This window comes from Methanobrevibacter sp. (genome assembly GCA_022775905.1).
In the GTDB taxonomy this organism is placed as follows: Archaea; Methanobacteriota; Methanobacteria; order Methanobacteriales; family Methanobacteriaceae; genus Methanocatella.
Map to the genome: position 1 here is coordinate 241,269 of JALFJX010000009.1, position 17,675 is coordinate 258,943.

The 17,675-nt window shown below is 32.7% G+C and carries 12 protein-coding genes, 3 tRNA genes and 1 other RNA gene; 5 read left to right on the forward strand and 11 right to left on the reverse strand.

Annotated elements, in window-relative coordinates; all coding sequences use genetic code 11:
* Window positions 1-22: 22 nt before the first annotated feature.
* On the reverse strand, window positions 23-4,144 hold the full coding sequence (locus MR875_03350) for a right-handed parallel beta-helix repeat-containing protein (GenBank protein ID MCI6993882.1): 4,122 nt from the start codon (window positions 4,142-4,144) through the stop codon (window positions 23-25).
* A gap of 195 nt (window positions 4,145-4,339) precedes the next feature.
* Entirely contained in the window at window positions 4,340-9,094 is a 4,755-nt protein-coding gene (locus MR875_03355) for a cobaltochelatase subunit CobN (protein MCI6993883.1), read from the reverse strand.
* A 238-nt stretch (window positions 9,095-9,332) separates the two neighbouring features.
* Between MR875_03355 and MR875_03360 the strand changes: the two genes are divergently transcribed.
* A complete protein-coding gene (locus tag MR875_03360) occupies window positions 9,333-10,181 on the forward strand; it encodes a DUF1002 domain-containing protein (protein MCI6993884.1) in 849 nt (282 codons plus the stop codon).
* A 14-nt stretch (window positions 10,182-10,195) separates the two neighbouring features.
* Here the strand turns inward: MR875_03360 and MR875_03365 are convergent, their stop codons facing one another.
* From MR875_03365 to MR875_03385, 5 genes are all read right to left on the reverse strand, one after another.
* Window positions 10,196-10,519 (reverse strand): hypothetical protein, encoded by a 324-nt coding sequence (locus tag MR875_03365; protein ID MCI6993885.1) that lies wholly within the window; start codon window positions 10,517-10,519, stop codon window positions 10,196-10,198.
* Window positions 10,520-10,587: 68 nt separating this feature from the next.
* An RNA gene (gene rnpB / locus MR875_03370) (RNase P RNA component) lies at window positions 10,588-10,872 on the reverse strand.
* 29 nt (window positions 10,873-10,901) lie between these two features.
* Window positions 10,902-10,976 (reverse strand) — tRNA-Met (locus MR875_03375).
* A gap of 114 nt (window positions 10,977-11,090) precedes the next feature.
* The gene (locus MR875_03380; GenBank protein MCI6993886.1) at window positions 11,091-11,630 is read right to left on the reverse strand and encodes a hypothetical protein; all 540 of its coding nucleotides are present in this window, start codon (window positions 11,628-11,630) and stop codon (window positions 11,091-11,093) included.
* Between the two features lie 8 nt (window positions 11,631-11,638).
* Complete coding sequence (locus tag MR875_03385; GenBank protein ID MCI6993887.1) at window positions 11,639-12,049, reverse strand: hypothetical protein; 411 nt, start codon at window positions 12,047-12,049, stop codon at window positions 11,639-11,641.
* Window positions 12,050-12,152: 103 nt separating this feature from the next.
* Between MR875_03385 and map the strand changes: the two genes are divergently transcribed.
* Window positions 12,153-13,070, forward strand: a complete 918-nt coding sequence (map, locus tag MR875_03390) for a type II methionyl aminopeptidase (protein ID MCI6993888.1) — start codon at window positions 12,153-12,155, stop codon at window positions 13,068-13,070.
* A gap of 71 nt (window positions 13,071-13,141) precedes the next feature.
* Here the strand turns inward: map and frhB are convergent, their stop codons facing one another.
* Genes frhB through frhA form a run of 4 tightly spaced genes read right to left on the reverse strand, consistent with a single transcriptional unit; the run spans window position 13,142 to window position 16,648 of the window.
* Window positions 13,142-13,993, reverse strand: coding sequence for a coenzyme F420 hydrogenase subunit beta (gene frhB / locus MR875_03395; protein ID MCI6993889.1), 852 nt, complete (start codon window positions 13,991-13,993; stop codon window positions 13,142-13,144).
* A gap of 11 nt (window positions 13,994-14,004) precedes the next feature.
* On the reverse strand, window positions 14,005-14,847 hold the full coding sequence (frhG, locus tag MR875_03400) for a coenzyme F420 hydrogenase subunit gamma (GenBank protein MCI6993890.1): 843 nt from the start codon (window positions 14,845-14,847) through the stop codon (window positions 14,005-14,007).
* Entirely contained in the window at window positions 14,847-15,416 is a 570-nt protein-coding gene (frhD, locus tag MR875_03405; protein MCI6993891.1) for a coenzyme F420-reducing hydrogenase, FrhD protein, read from the reverse strand. The genes frhG and frhD overlap by 1 nt, the downstream gene beginning before the upstream one ends.
* 17 nt (window positions 15,417-15,433) lie before the next feature.
* Window positions 15,434-16,648 (reverse strand): coenzyme F420 hydrogenase subunit alpha, encoded by a 1,215-nt coding sequence (frhA, locus tag MR875_03410; GenBank protein MCI6993892.1) that lies wholly within the window; start codon window positions 16,646-16,648, stop codon window positions 15,434-15,436.
* Between the two features lie 160 nt (window positions 16,649-16,808).
* Between frhA and MR875_03415 the strand changes: the two genes are divergently transcribed.
* The 3 genes from MR875_03415 to MR875_03425 all read left to right on the forward strand — a co-directional run bounded on the left by MR875_03415 (window position 16,809) and on the right by MR875_03425 (window position 17,672).
* On the forward strand, window positions 16,809-17,369 hold the full coding sequence (locus MR875_03415; GenBank protein ID MCI6993893.1) for an endoglucanase: 561 nt from the start codon (window positions 16,809-16,811) through the stop codon (window positions 17,367-17,369).
* Window positions 17,370-17,464: 95 nt separating this feature from the next.
* A tRNA-Arg gene (locus MR875_03420) sits at window positions 17,465-17,538 on the forward strand.
* A 60-nt stretch (window positions 17,539-17,598) separates the two neighbouring features.
* A tRNA-Arg gene (locus tag MR875_03425) sits at window positions 17,599-17,672 on the forward strand.
* Window positions 17,673-17,675 lie beyond the last annotated feature (3 nt).

The window sequence follows — 17,675 nt, forward strand, 5'->3', positions numbered from 1 at the left end:
GTTAAAATAAAGGATGAAACCTTTATTTTTTTATAGTTATTTTATTTGAAACTGTACATCCACCATAAGTTGATGTAATAGCATACTTGCCAACTTTCAAGTTTTTAAGAGATACAGTAGCATAACCGTACTTATTGGTTTTAGCTGTGTATTTTTTGCCTTTGAACTTGAAGGTGACTTTTTTGTATTTTAAGATTTTACCGTATTTATTAACTAATTTAACAGAAAACTTAATTGTTTTAGCTTTCTTTTTAGTAATGCTTTTAGCTATCAAAATTGGCTTGAAAGTTATCTTACTTGATGAAGAGATTCCTTTATATTGGACAGATACAGTGTAAGATCCTGCTTTAAGTGCAATAGACTTGTATGCATAACCACCCTTATCTGTTTTAACACTGTAAGATTTGCCATTTACTTTAATAGTTACAATTTTACCTGCAACAGCATATTTACCGGTATCATCTTTAATGCGAACTTTATACTTGATTGTGTTTCCATAATAAACCGAACTGGTTTTATAAAGAGTAATTGCCGGTTTATAGGTTACAGTCAAACTAGATTCTTTACTTGAAGATTCAAAAGTATTGGAGTCATCTGAAATGTTGGCAAGCATTTTATAACTGCCAATTGTAGTAGGTACTTCTGCATTAAGTGTAGCTACACCATTTTTATCTGTTTTTGCCATTCCCACATAAACATATCTACCTTGGAATTTGTAAAATTTGACTGTAATTCCAGATATAGGATTTCCATCAGCATCTTTTACAGTAGCTATGAATTTACCTTTATTTCCAATATATGCAGACACATCATTAAAAGTAACATCCAAAGAGCCTTCTCCAACATATAAAGTAGAAGATAACTCATTAGATAAATAGTTATCCTTAGTAATTATTGCATTCACTTTGTAAGTAGCCGGATCAAAATCAGAACCCAATTTATATTTTAATGTTGCAACACCATTTGAAGAAATTGTACTTCCAATTTCCTCATCACCAATGTAAAACTTGACCAATGCACCATCAACATCAACATTTACAGTAATATTTACAGTATCTAAATATTTACTAGACACTTCATCAAATGAACCATTAAACACATAAACATAATTACCATTAATGTTATTACTGTCTGAATTATTGATAGCTGCATTTCCACTGCCTTTTTCAGACATCAGATAATTATCCGCAATTTCATTATTAACTGCCAAATCATCAACAAGCACTGCATAACCTTTTACTGAAGTGAAATTATTACATCTAATCACATTATTCAAAGACTTGGATTTAATGTAAACAGCAGCAACACCACTACCAACAGAATCATAAATCCTATATGTTATCTTTTCACCAGTTACATTATTCATGATAATATTTTCCAAAATAATGTTATTTTCCGCATTGGAAAGTACCATACCATACGCTTGTTTAGCTTTTATGTCAAATTTATTTCCATTAATAATATTATTGTTAGAAGTGAATGCTTCAAGTCCATAAACAATATCTGAATTTAATGTGAAAGCATTATCTTTAATAGTTGAATTTTGAGACATTTCTAAATTAATACCATATGAATAATTCATAGATTTTGCACTGACATCATTACCAATAATTATTGTACTTTCAGATGAGTCGCCAATGACCAAACCTTGGACAAAATATGTTCCTTCTAAAACTATTTTATTATTAATAAATTGATTATCAGTTGCACCTTGACCTTCAGGAGCATCATGACCAGTGTAATATCCTAAAACACCCATTCCATAAATATAAGTATCATTAGCTTTTATGTAAACTTCATTATTTGAAAATACATTATTGTGACTATCATAATATAAATCAATACCTACAACAGAGTTTGTTGACAAGTTATTATGACCACTAACAGAAGAATTGGTTGAACTTGCAGTTTTACTTAATTTAGATGTGACATTTACTTTGTTTCCAGAAACATTACATCCAGATGAATAAGTCATCAATATACCATAAGTCCTGTATACTTCCCTTAAAACATGGTTTCCAGTTATTGTATTTCCACTTGTACATACTGACCCATCTGCACAAACTGAATTGCCATCAGCACAGTTAGTACTACCATCAGTACAAACAGAATCCCCACCAACACAAGAAGAACCATCCACACAACTACCATCAGTACATACTGTATTTCCATCGGCACAGTTAGTGTTTCCATCCACACAGGTAGAATTACCATCTACACAATGATTGCTTTCAAATCCATGTTCAATACCAGTTCCCACAGTATAAATTGTATTGTTGATGAAATTACAGTCTTCAACAGATATTGCAAGCAATGTGTAAGTTAAATAATTACCGCTTGAAGTCAATGTATTGTTTATGACATCCACATCACTGGATTCAACAACATAAATTGCATAAGCAGCATTTGGATCTGTCACATCAATAGTACAATTTAAAATTTTTGCACCACAAGTATTGTAAACAAGAATTCCCCATGCATTAATTCTTTCGGAATTTTTATTTTTAATAGTGAAATTTTCAATCCAAACACCATCTGACAATCTGAATGTTGTATTGGTGAATGTTGGATTACTTCCAGTTAATTTAATAGCCGCATTAACATAGATTACACCAAGATTTATGAAATTCCCTTCAAATGATAAAATATCACCATTCTTAACTGAAGGATTTAATGTACCTCCAACATCGAAGTAATCATTATAATTTTCTGGAGTTACTGTATACACAGCACCATTGAATATATATTTAGGTTTTGATGGGTCATAAGTACCTTCCGGAGTTACTACATTACCCTTACCTTTAGGAATCTCATTATCTTCAATAGTATTTTCAGTTGATGAATCAATATCGCCCGCATTAATTGCATATGAGTTTCCAGTTGCAATATAATTATCAACAATAGTTACATTTCCAGGCATTTTCTTAGCACTTTCTTTTGTTATTAAAACACCCACACCAGAATTACTTGTAATATTGTTACCAATTACATGCAATTCAACAAAATTGCCTTTCAAGAAAACTCCGGCTCCTAAATTAGTACTTACATTATTGTTTTTAATAGTAACATTATTTCCAGCAGCCTGAATACCATATCCTGAAGATATAATCTCAATAGAATTATTTTCAACAACAACGTTAGTTCCAGCATAAATTCCGGCAAAACCTGAAAGAACATTTGCATTTACAATTGTGTTGTTTGCTATTATTGAATATGAAGAACCGACAATTGCAAATTCTCCTCCAGATACAACATTAGGATTATTGTAATCAGCACCAGTGACATTTACAATTTTATTGTTAATTATTTCATTATAATTACCATCAGTAGTTGCAATACCTCTAAATGCACCAATGACAATGTTAGAATCAATTTTGTTATTTCCACCCATAACTTGAATACCATAAGCCCATGAAGTTGGCAATACATTATATTTTATAGTATTATTGTAAATTAAATTATAATTGGAAACACCACCTTTCAAAGGACCTCCATCAAATTTGGACAAATATATTGCATTTGCATCATCACAACTGATTTGATTGTTTGCAATGTAATTATGATGAGCACCACACAAGAGAACAGGAGATGTGGATCGGGTTCCCTGACCATAAGTTATACCATAAGTGTTAAAAACATTATTTGTTATGTTGTTGTAATTTGCTTCATTAGCTATACAAATCGCATAGGAAGACATTCCAGTATTATTAATGAAACAATCTTTTACAGTACAATTTATTACACCATTCAAAAAGATTCCATAATTATAATCTTTATTATTGGCAATTTTCAAACCAACAATAGAACTTCCATTAGCACCATTAGTAAATGTAAAAATACAATTTTTCATGGTTTTAGATCCAGAATAAACAACATTTACAGTTTTATTAAACTTAAATTCCTTATTATTCCAATCTCCAGTTAATTTGATTGTATCCCCAGAATTAACCTTGGAAGAAATTAGATTTCCATTACTACTAAAATAAGTGGAATAATCATCCGAACTTATCTCATATGTAACAGGTTCACTTAATAAATCACCATCAGAAGAAAATAATACTTCATCAGATAATGAATTATCTAAAATAGCATCATTACTACTTACAGTTTCATTTAAATCATCACTAGCACATACACTAGCCATTGAAATAAAAATAAGTAATAATAAAACTAATAAAAAATTAATTTTTTTAACCATTCAATATACCTCAATCACATTAAATTCAATTATATTTTAAAGCTAAATTTAAGTTAACTTTAAAAATAATCTAATACACTAATACTTTTATAATTAAAGTATATTTAAAAATTTCTAAAATAAAAAAAGTTGATGATTAAATTAATAATCATCATAATCTTCGTCTTTTTGATCTCTAACGTATCCAACCAAGAAAATTGCAATTAATATAATAATAGCAATTATAACAAATATTGGCATACTGGATTCAGATGAAGCTGCGGATTTTGAAGCAGATTGTTGAGATAATTCATATGCATTAGCACCAGATTCTCCTGATGAAGAACTTGAAGCATCAGATTGTGAAGCAGATTTTGCATCACCTGTTTGGGATGCATCTTGACCTGCAGATGTTTTACCACCAGAACTACTACTTGATTGTTTTTCAGCATTAGTTCCATTGCCCAATTCCTGTGCATTTTTATTATCATCAGTTGTGGAATCCTTTTCATCCATTTCATACAACGGATCAGTGTTTGTAGCTTCAGCCAATATCTTTGCAAACTGTGCTTTTTGAGCAGCAGTCAAAGAACTTGCTTGAATAATTTTCATATTAAAATCTAAATTCTTACAAGTGTGGTGACAACATGCAACACCATATTGAAGAACTTGTTGCATATATGCGTCTGCAATCTTTTGAAGTGTTTTGCTGTCTGCAGCCCAAGTACCTTGAGTTCCAAGATAAAACATGTGCGCAAGAGAAGACTGCAAACCTACAGAAGTACTTGCACTGGTAACACTACTCTGCAAACCTAATAAAGTATCAGTCATTTGATTTCCCAATTCAGTATTTAACTTATTGTTACTTACAGTCAATAAACCAAATGTATTCTGCATTCTAGATGCAATCCAGTTCATACCTGCAGCAGTTCCTTTAAGAGGTTCCAGATATTTTGGATTTAAAAGAGTTGTTCTAAGTTCAAACTCCATTTCATCCTCATATGATCTAGCAACATATCTGTTTTTGTCACGTATATCTACAAATGAAGTGTCAGGCCTACTTAAACCATCTCTTTCCCTCAAAATTGAAGCAGCATTGTATAATCCACCAAACCAATCATAGTAATCATCAGAATCTAAAATTCTCCATGTACTGTCAAGGTTTTGAGTAATTAAATCTGTCTTTTTAAGGAGATACTCATAGGTATCTTTTTGTTTACTGATTTGAATATTACCATCTTCATCAATAGTCCACGCAAATGAAACTGTATCCAAATAAGTGTTCATTCCAACTTCATTAACAGTTGAAATATTCCATTCAGAAGTACTTGGAATAAGAGTACTCATACCAGTTCCCTCAAGAACATTACCTGAAAGACCAAATATCCTGTCTAGTGTAGGATTTTCATTATAATGTTTTATAACATAATTATCCTCTTCTGTCTCATTAGCATTTGCAGCCAATCTTGTAGCAGTCACCATCCAAGTTATCCAATCTTTATTACTGGTTACAGTACTTGCATATACATCAATTCTAGGTCTGTTGACTACAGAACCATTACTTAAGGTCACTGTTAAATTTTCCAAAGGAAGTAATTCAACACCAATAACTTTTCCATTTTCAGACCATACTGGTTGACATCCTAAGAGATATAAGAACTCAGCAATACCAATTCCTTCAGTTCTTGAAATTTCAGTACCCCACAAGATCAATGCAGTCATTTCAGGCCATTCACCATGTTCTTCATAATATTCTGAAAGCAACAAGTCCACAATTTTAACTGCAGATTCATAAGCTGCTTTAGAAGGCATTTTTGTTGAGTCAGATGCATATCCATCATATCCAGTAGGAATAGAATCTCCATATGCTGGATCTGCAAGTAAACCAGCTTCAACATAACCACCAGACAATGCAGTGAGAATTGCATTCCATTCATTGTTGTTCTGGATGTTTACAATAACCTGTGCAGCATAACTTATTGAATTATATAAAGAACTATTCTTATCAATTCCCAATTTATCAGCCAATTCATCAACAGAAGATCCATTGACTAATTCATCAGCAATATTCTGCATGAAAGCCTCAATTGCATGACGTTCAGTTAAATAGTTTACATCTGATTGAATATCACTATAGAAATCCTTGCCTTTGAGTTCAGGATATAGGAATTCCATGATTTGATTATAGATTTTAGTTTGAGAAGTTACAATTGTAACAACTTCACCAGACAATTCATCACCAGTTAAAACCTTACCTAAAGTATGCAAACCATATGTAATGAAATCATCAGCCATGTTTTCAAGATAAAGATGCAATTCATCCAACCAGTCATCAAAGGATTCACCTTCAGACATATTCCTAAAACCTAATGATGGAGCCAATTTAAGAATTTTTTCCCTGTACACTTCCGCATTGGAAGTTACATTAAGTTTCATTTGATCCTTGTAAGAAGTAATATAATTATTCAATACAGAATAGTTACCATATAACTCTGAATTTACAATAGCTGGAGTCATGTGAGTAATAACCATTGCAGAACTTCTATCTCTTGCAACCATAGCTTCTCCAGGGTTAGATACAATATATGGATATATTGTTGGAATCTTGGTTAATTCAAATGACCAATCACCTTCACCAACACCTAAAGTTTTACCAGGTAACCACTCCAATGTTCCGTGAGTTCCCATACTTACAATTGCATTTACACCAGCAACCTTATCCAACCATTCATAGAATGCAACATACTGTTGATGAGGAGCCAAGGTCAAATCATGATAATCTTCAACAACTTCTGTAACATTAGCTTCTTCCCAACCTCTACTTGGCTGATATGTAATGAAAATATTACCTAACCAGAAACCTGGGATAACTAAATATTGTTGACCATCATCAGCAGTATAAACCATACATTTACCTAAACCGGCACCCCATTGAGTAACCATTTGCTCATATAAACTGTCAGAAAGATCATCAGTCAAGTTAATGAAATCATCCATTGATATTAATTGATGATGTTCAACAAGACTATCCCAATTTCTTTCAACATATTCCTTAAGAACACCTCCAGCCCATGAACCTTTGTTGCCATTATCAAATAGCAAATCACTGAACTCTGTTATATTCATCAATTCACTGATATTGCAAGTAGTATAACCTGCTTCATATAACTTGAGAATCAAATCATAAGTACTTTGCACTACATCCAAATAAGATGCACCAATTTCCGCCTTACCTGCAGGATAGTTGTAGAGGACTATAACAATTACCTTTTCAGAGTTCTCCAAATCCTTTAAATCAGCCCATTTACTGCTGAGCTGAACCATCTTATCCACACCAGATTGAATAACATGAACTTTCCCATTATCATCAACATAGGATAAAATAACCGGACTGAATACTCCTTCAAAACTTGGATAAGTTACAGAATATGTCCATTCTGTTTGAGGCCCAAGTGTACTTTCATAACTGGATTGTGAAATTTCATTTACTCCTTTAAGGATTTCCACATCAATATCAGATAAATCGCTTTCTGCAGTACCATTAGCATAACTTAAAGACCAACTATATAATGAAACCATAGAAGAGATTCCTACTTTTGAGATATTGTTAATTTTATTCAATATTGAAGACATTGAAGGGTTTGTAGAAAATTTAAAAATATTAAATGCAGGCCTACCAACATCCTCAAAACCTCTAATCAAGGAATCAACTACGTCTCCACCACAATAATAAGTAACGATAGCTATGAATTTTGTATCTGGATCGAATTTTTCGATAAAAGCATATTCAAACTGTTCAAATAATGAAGTAGGATCTAAAACCTCTTCAAACCAGTCAGAATAGTCTTGAACCATCCAATTTAAACTACCTTTTCCATCACAATTATAACCAGGATTTTTCTTAATCCATTGATTAATTAAACTACCTTCTGGTGATATTGTATAAACACCTAAATCTGGATGATAAAAACCACATTCAGCACCCATTTGAGGAGCATTAGCATCGTCAAGAGTAGGATTTTCGTATTTTGACGGATTAATCAAATAATAAACATATTTCAAGTAATTTTCCATATTATGATACAAAACATCAGATGAATTAATATCTTCAGCCTGGAAATATGATCCAATATATGTATTTTCAATTGTATGATACGTATTGTTATTTGAACTTGCACCAACAATGTGCAAACCTGTTGAATTTAAAATACTATCACTATAAACACCAAATGTATATGCAACATTATAATTTGCATTAGCCGGAGCAACTGCAAGCAACTGCTTTAGTTTTTCAGCAGTAAATGCAGTATATGAACCTTCAGCAAACATGTCAATATGAATGAACTTTGCATTTTCAACCAACCATTCCCTAGATGAATCATAGTTTCTAACATCAATATATGCAACACGTTTGGACATATTCATTAAAACATTGATTTTTTCCTTATGAGAAGTATAATCAACTAACAGCAAAATGTCCGGAATGAAATCAAATGAACCTTCCAAAGTACCTGATTTTTTAGTAAAATCAAGAATTCCTGAAGATTGAGTTTCATAATCAGCATAACTGACTTCAACATGATATTTTGTTGATTTTAAGTTTTTAATTACAACAGAACCTTTTGAATCAGTCTTATGTGTTGAAACTAAATTATTATTTGAATCATACAACTTAACTGTTGCATCTTTTAAAGCATAACCCTCTTCATCCCAAGTATTGGCAGTCTCATTATAATGATGCTTAACATTAATAATTTTAATTGCATTGTCAGTCGCTTCCAACACAGGCTCATCAACCTGTGAACTTTGAACTTGATCAACATCCACAGAATCTGCAGGAACTGATATTAAATCAGACGCAGTTTCATTATCCTGTGCTGAAACACAACTTACAGAGAATAAAATTAAAATTAACACGCATAATGTAAATAATAACCTATTGTCTAACTTTTTCGTGATTTTCACCCCCTTTTTACATTGATTACATAGCAATTTTAATAATCTACTATACTATTAAATTTAATTTGAAAACATATAAAGTTTATTAAAATTAAAATAAACTTAATACTTTTCATATATATGTTAACACAAATAAGATACATTTAAATATATAATCCTACTAATAAAATGTACCAATAGAAAAGAGGTGACATTAATGCGTAAAAATAGTATTATTATGATTGTTTTATCAATAATCATTATTGGAATGATTATACCAGCAGGTTTTTCAACTAATGACAATCAAGTTGTATTAACCTATGGTGAAACTACAAAAAATAATGCTGATTACAAGAATATCGTTGATTCATTCTTTGAAAATCAAGCACATATAGATTTAAAAGGAGTAAGTTCAAAAATAATTACTGCTAGTGAGGTAAATAAAATTTCAAGTACAATTACTGGAAAAAATTATAATTCAAATCAAATTTTCTCATCAGCATTAGTTGATTTAGGAGATAACGAAAACCTTAAAGTTACCGTAGATAAATCAAAAATCACCACAATAACTGGTGACATGTACTTATCTGCATTAAAATCAGCAGGAATTACTAGTGGACATGTATATGTAACAAGCCCAGTAACTGCAACTGGTGAATCTGCATTAGCAGGAATTATGAATTCATATGAAGTTGCTACTGATGTTGAAATTCCAGACACTGTTAAAGAAGCTGCAAACAACGAAATTTACACACAAGCAGAAATTGTAAAAGAATCAAATGTTAGTGCTGATGACTTATCCAACTTAGTTGACGATGTAAAAGAAACCGTTAAAGAAGAAAACATTACAGATCATCAAACTATCGTAAATATAATCAATAACACTACCATTAATTACAACATCAACCTTTCAAACAATGATATTGAAAACCTTGCAGACAGTATTGAGCAAATACAAAATGTTCAAGGAGACATTAACAGTTACCAAACTGAAGTATCGGATGTAATGAATAGCACCAATGATACTTCAGAAACAGACTTTTTAGATGGACTATTTAACCAATAGTCCTAATTTACTTTTTAAACCATACCTTTTAATTCATTGAGATTTAACTCGATAAATTGACTATAATTAGGATTAGCTAAAATTCTATATTGTTTTTTATTAGTTTTTTCATATGCTTCCTGCATAATCGCTTGCAATTCAGAAACATCACTATCCAATATGACATTTAGTTTAACACATTGAATATCTGTCAAATTATCCATATAAGATTGAATTGTTGATTTAAATTTTTTAACTAAATTAGAATTCTTTTTAGCCATTCTTTCTAATAAAAAAGAAGGTGCAAATGTAAACAGATAATTATACTCAACAACATCATCATAGGTAATTTTTTCCATAAAATAAAATATTAATATAAAAATAATTAAATCTTTTCAAAATAAGCACATATAATTAATTAATCATGGCCTGTTAAGAGTAACCCACCTTCTGTTTTATACAGCATTCGTCTTAGCGTGCTACCTTGCCTACTCAACAGATTATCGGCAAATTTGCTCTTGCATCCTATGGAATGGCCGTTTCACCTATTCTTTTAATGTCCTCAATTAAATATCATAGTCTACCATTAAAAGACGTATCGTTTCTGCTCCAGTGTCATGCCTCTCAGCATACGTTTTTCAACGCCATAGTATTGTGCGATGGGCGGAGTTTCCTTAGTTTAATAAAAAACCAGCAGCTGTCTTTAACTTGCCATGAAAAAATAATTAATTATAATAATAGTAGCAGGGCCTAGATTTGAACTAGGGATCTCGGGGTTATGAGCCCCGCGGGATCACCAGACTACCCCACCCTGCTATACGAATAAAAACAAGTATATGTTTATACTATATCTTATGATAAACATACTATATAAAGATTTCGGAAAAATAGAATAAATTAAAGAAAATAAATTTATTTTAAAAAAATAAATTATTTATTTTCCAAAGATTCTATTCTTTTATCCAAATCACCCAATCTTTCCTCAGTGAGCTTTTGGAATTCTTCAGATGATTGTTTAAATTCATTGAAACTTTTTTCCAAATTATCAACATTATTAGTGGTTTCATTGAATTTAGCTTCAAGATTGTCCAAATCATTTGTTGTAGCTAATGACCAATCTTTAATTAATTGATCGCTTTTTTGGTCCAAGAATGCATCAAGCTTATGTGAAAATGCACTGGTATTGATAGTAGAACCTTCAATATCACTTAATTTAACTTTGATTCTTTTACCCATTGATTCAGATTCTTCTTTATCGTCCAAAATATCCTCTTTAGATAAATTTTCATATTCTGAAGTAGCATCTTTTTTATTTTTGCCTAGAACTTCATCCATATGTGCATCAGCACTTTCAGGAACAATACTTTTTAATTTATCCATAGTGGATGGACTGTTTAGTAAATAATAATAAACTAAAATAACAATCGCAACAACCAAAATTAATATTGCAACTGCTTCAATAGCATCCATATTACCACCTATTTATTCATTTTGCTAAGTTTTTTCTCTTTTGCTTCAATTTCTTTAAGCATTTTTTCTAATTTTCTTTGTTCAGTTTCAGCTTCAAGTCTAGCCAATCTTTCATTGATTTCTGAATGAAGATAACCAACATTGCTTCTTACTTCAGTAGTAGACTGTCTGATTGCTGAAAGACTGTCTTGTTGCTCTTGTGGTAATGGAATTGGATTGTCCATTAATCTTTTAGATTCAATGTCTTTTTCTACCATAGACATTTTTTTGAGTTCAATCTCTTTTTCAAGGATTAAAATTGAATTTCTTGATTCTGCAACTTTTTTCCATTGGAAAACAATAACAATTAAAACAATAGCAACAATTACTAAAATAATCAAATAAAAAATTTGATCAGGGATTGCAGTAAAAGTGTCCATTTTTTTAACCTCCAAGTATATTTATAGAGTAAACTAATATAAATATAAATATAAATTTTATTTATTAAATAATTAATTATTATATTCAAGAAGGTAATAACATATGATAGAATCTTATATAAAAGCTGGAAAAATTGTTTCAGACATACGTAGTGAAGCTTCAAAAATGATAACCGATGGAGCATTAGTTATAGATCTTGTAAACTACGTAGAAAGTGAAATATTAAAAACTGGTGCTGAAATTGCATTTCCATGTAATGTATCCATAAATGAAATTGCTGCTCACTACACATCACCAGTCGGAGATAAAACTGCATTTAAAGCAGGAGATATGGTGAAATTAGATTTAGGAGCAATGGTTAATGGATGTATTGCAGATTCAGCAATTACAATCATAGCTGATGGAGACATTAGTGAAAATTACACCCAAGACGAAATTAATTTGCATGAAGAAATAGTTGAAGCTTCAGCAGCTGGCCTAGAAGCAGCAATAGCAACAGCAAGAGCAGGCATCGAAGTATCCAAAATTGGTGCTGCAGTCCATGAAGCAATTGCAGAATATCATTTAAACCCAATATTCAATTTAACCGGACATAGTTTAGAACAATTCAATTTACACGCAGGAATATCCATTCCAAATTATGACAACCATGACAATTACGTTTTAGAAGAAGGCCAGGCTATTGCAATTGAACCTTTTGCAACTAACGGTGAAGGTATTGTAAATGATGCACCAGGACATTACATTTTCTCATATATGGCAAACAAACCATTTAGAATGAAAAGTACACAAAGAGTATTAAAATATATTCAACACAACCACAGAGATGTTCCGTTTTCAGGAAGATGGATTACAGATGAGTTCGGTGAGAGAAAAGGAAATATCGCATTAAAACAATTATCAGAAGCAATGGCAGTTTATCCTTATGCACCTCTTCGTGAAAAAGAAAACTGTTTTGTAAGTCAAAAAGAACATACTGTAATTATTGAAAAAGAAGGTTGTACTGTTACAACTATTTAGAAGAAATTTAATTTTCTTCAACTTATTTTTTTATTAAATTTATCTTAAAAAAAAGAAAAAAGAAAGAAGATTTAATAAATTGTAGGGATTTTAACTCCCATTTTTGCTCTTCTTTCACGTTCTGCATTGTTTTTGTCTTTTTTACCTTGAGCTAATTTTTCAAGTAACGGAAGACCAGGTTTTACTTCATCCATTGGTTTTGTTTCAATTAAACCAGCAGACACAGCAGCTTTAAAGATACTGTTACCGTCTTCAGTTCTGGTTAAAACAGTAGACCATCCATCTGGAGATCCTACAGAACCGGTAGATACGTCAGCCCATTCAGCAACATAATCATTACAAATGTTACATCCAGCTTGTTCGTAACCGTGGGTTTCTTTAATTTTTAAACCAGAGTCTTCTCCGTCTTTTGTTAACCAGAATTTACCTTTACCGATGTCCATTTTAGTAGCATCAGTTAAGCTGTCAAATCCTAATTTTGCAGTAGCAAAAGTGTCAAGAGAAGCCATAGGGAAGTTTTCCATACAGTAGATACCGATGATTAATTTAACTTTACCAGCGACAAATCTAGTGAATGGGTAAGCTTGTGCTTTTCTTAAACCTTGGGTTTGACATGGTGTTGCTACAACTCCAACTTTTTCAAGTCCGTATTGACGGGTTGCTGTTTTTAAAGCAGATAAAGTAGGAGACATGGAGTATTTAGTTCCAGCTGCAGCAATTACTTCATCAGAAGAAGTTACTACAGTAGGGACAGGTCTCCAATCGTCATCAGGAGTTCCAGCTACAACTGCACCTTCAATAATTCCTTCATCAAGTGCGTAACAGAGTAATGCAGATACAATTCCTCCGTCTTGTGATACATCTAAGATTTTTTTCTCAGTAGATCTAGCTGAGATTGCTTCTTTATAAGTACCTAATGGCATTTCCATTCCTCCTAAAGTCCTGTTTCCTTTTTAATTTCAGTTTCAGGTAACCATGTTCTTGGACACATTACTGAACAGGAACCACATTTAATACATCTGTCCCTATCACAGCTAGGCCTACCTTCTGAAAAGCCCATTGCTCTAGTTGGACAAGCAAGAGCACAAGTTCCACAACCAGTACATAATCCTTGGCGGACTACGCTAGTTAATACGTCACAACCACATCCTTGGTCACATGCAGCTAAATCCATTGCAGGTTTTAAGTAATCTAAGTTACCTTCACATAAAGCAACTACAGTTTTTGCAATCATTTCAGGAGCTACAGGACAACCAGGAAGTGCTACATCTACTTTAACTAATGAACTAATAGGTAAGAAAGATTCATGTTTAGGTTGAGCTTGTTGTCCACCACGTGCAAAGGTAGTGAAACAACCAGTAATAGCACAAGAACCGAATGCTGCAATTAAACCGGATTTTTTCCTTGCTTCTAAGAGTTCGTGAACACTGTGCTCATCTTGTAAACAAACTGATCCTTCAATTAAACATAAATCCATTTCAGGCATTTCTTCAGCATAAGTTCCGTGAATCCATTTGTCAACTAAAGTTTGTCCATATACAATATCAACCATATCAGTTAAAACTGTGGATAAGATATCATAATTTTCGGTTAAAGACATTGCATCTCCAGTACAACCACTTAAGTGTATGTAACCAATACGTGGTTTTGATGAAACTGCTTTAGGTTCTTCTGCAGGTGCTTTGGTTTCTACAGGAGCTACCTCTTCAACTTTTTCCTCTACTTTTGGTTCTTCAGCATTAGAGCCACCAAAAGCTTTTTTCAATTTATCAAACATTATTTTACCCCGATTTCTTTTAAAATAATATCAATAGCTTCAGGAATTGCCTTCTCTACAGATTCAGACAAACCCACATCGATGTCAGGTATTGGGATAGAAGCAGGTTTACAACCAACAATTACAACTTCACATTTTTCAGAAATTTTTTGAAGAGGTTCTTCGACTGTCATACCATGAGGGTTATCATATTTACCAACTTGCATAGCATTAGGGTCAAAAATATCTACAGTACCTGGTTCAGCATTTGATTCAACTACATCAATAACAATTAGTTTTTTCCAATCATACTCTTTGTATAAAGGGAAGAAATTCATTGGTGCTGCAGTTCCTCCATCAACAAACTGTACACTATTAGGCAAAGTTACATCTTCAAATTTTTCTTTGATTTGATTTAAAACATCCTTATCAAATTCTTCTTCAACATATTCTGTAACTGCGGGATCATAATAATCATTTTTATCCTCAAAATATTTTTGTAAAAGATTAATAACAATTGGACCGTAACCATCATCTTTAAATAAGATATTACCACATCCAATAACGATTATATCTGAATCATAAGGCATTATTTATCCTCCACAATTTATATTCTCACCATTTCATTTTTAAGAATGGATTTATCTTCATCATCAAGAACCATTACGTGAGTTGCACATGATAAACAAGGGTCATATGCTCTGATAACGTGTGGTCCATATTCGTGATGGAATCCTTCGGTAGCAGGTCCCATGGTTGGGATGTTCCAGGTAGTTGGTACGATAGCAGAGTAGAATCTGGTTTTTCCTTCGACAACTTTAGCCATGTGTACGTTGGTTCCTCTAGGACCTTCAATTACACCAAAACCAAGTTCTCCAGTTCCTCTTTTATCATAACTTACGTTTGCAGGAGCTGCAGGGTTAATTGCATCTAAAGCTTCCATACATGCGTCGTAGTTTTTCAACATTTCATCTGCACGAGCTACGTGTTGTGCGATTACACCTTTGTCTTTGAATCCTGCGAATTTTTCCATTCTTGCTCTAGGACCGGTTTCAACATTTTCACCATTGATTAATGGAATTACAGAACATGCTTTTTTACCGATTTCAGGGTCATCATACCATGCTTCAGGTAAAACTTCTGAGAAAACGTCCATATCAAAATCGTTGGTACCGTAAGTTGCATCAGTTGCCATTAAAGGTCTGTCTACTACACCTAAATCAGCAGGTAAACCTTTATCAGCTACTAAGCCTTTGATTAATTCAACATGTTCTTCGAGTGCAGGTCTGAGTGCAGTCATTCTTTCAACTAATCTTTCTTTAGTGAAAGGAGTGATGTTTCTAGCCATTCCTCCAACTCTAATATCAGATGGGTGGATACCTTCACCAGCGATCATATCTACAACGTATTGTACAGTTTTTCTGATGTTACTTACACTGTCAACAGCAGTGGTAAATAAGTTTTCAGGTACAAAGTCAGTTGCAATTAAGAAGTGGTGGATAGCTGCACTGTTAATGTTGTGTGCTGCTAAGGTAGCTTTTCTTAACAATTTAGCGTCTTTAGGAATTTCGATTCCTAATGCCATATCAACTGCTTCTGCGGAAGCCAAAGTATGTGGGATTGGACAAACACCACAAATTCTTTGACATAAAACAGGAGCTGTTTCTGGAGCTTTGTCAAGAACCATCTTTTCTAAACCCCTTACAGGAGTAATACTTAAATACATACCTTTTGTAACTATCCCCTCATCATCAACTTCCATGACTAATTCGGCATGGCCTTCTTGACGAGTTGTAGGAGATATAACTACTCTATCTTTCAAATATGTCACCTCAATTATAGAAATTAGAAACTAACGGTTACTATATATATTAACAAATATTAATAAGTACTCCTAAAAAAAAGATATAGAAAACTATATATATAATATGTAAAAAAATTATATTATTATAATTAATATTCAATTTAAAGGAGGGGAAAAATTGGATAAAGCAAACATAATTATTTCAATCATTATCGTTTTATGTGTTGCAGCAGCAGTTGCAGCATATGGCATTACCAACAGCGATAATCCAATCTTTTCTGACTTAACCAGTATGTTCTCAAGTGACAATGACGCTGGAAATGGAATAGGAAATAATACCGTTACTGGAAATGGAAGTGGAGACACCATAGCAACAACTTCATCTAGTTCAGGAAGTGCAGATTCAGGATCAAGTGGTTCAAGCTCAGGAAGTGGAACCGGTGCTGGAAGTGGAACTGGAACTAGCAGTGGATCAAGCTCAGGTTCAGGAAGTGGATCAGGTTCTGGCTCAGGCTCAGGCTCAGGCTCAGGTTCAGGAAGTGGATCAGGTTCAGGAACACATTTAACTCAAGCAGAAGCAAAAAGCATTGCAAGTAGTGCTATTGAGGAAGATGGATGTTATGCAGGAAGTGGATCATATTCCGGAGGATACTGGTACTTTACAGTATATGATGCAAATGGTAATGCAGTAGATACCATAAGCGTAAATGATGCAACTGGTGCTACTGGAAGAGGATAATTTTAAATTATTCCTTTTTTTATTTTTTATCAAGAATACGAAAAATAGTTAACTATATATAATAAAACTAACAAAATTATTATTGTTGTATGTGAGGGCCCGTAGCCTAGCTGGATAGGGCGTCGGACTTCTAATCCGAAGACCCCGGGTTCAAATCCCGGCGGGTCCGCTCTTAATATACTCTTTTTTTCTAGAATATTTTATTTAAATTAATTTTATAATATTTAATGGGCTTGTAGCCTAGTCTGGAAGGGCGTAAGACTCCTAATCTTAAGATCGAGGGTTCAAATCCCTCCAAGTCCGTTT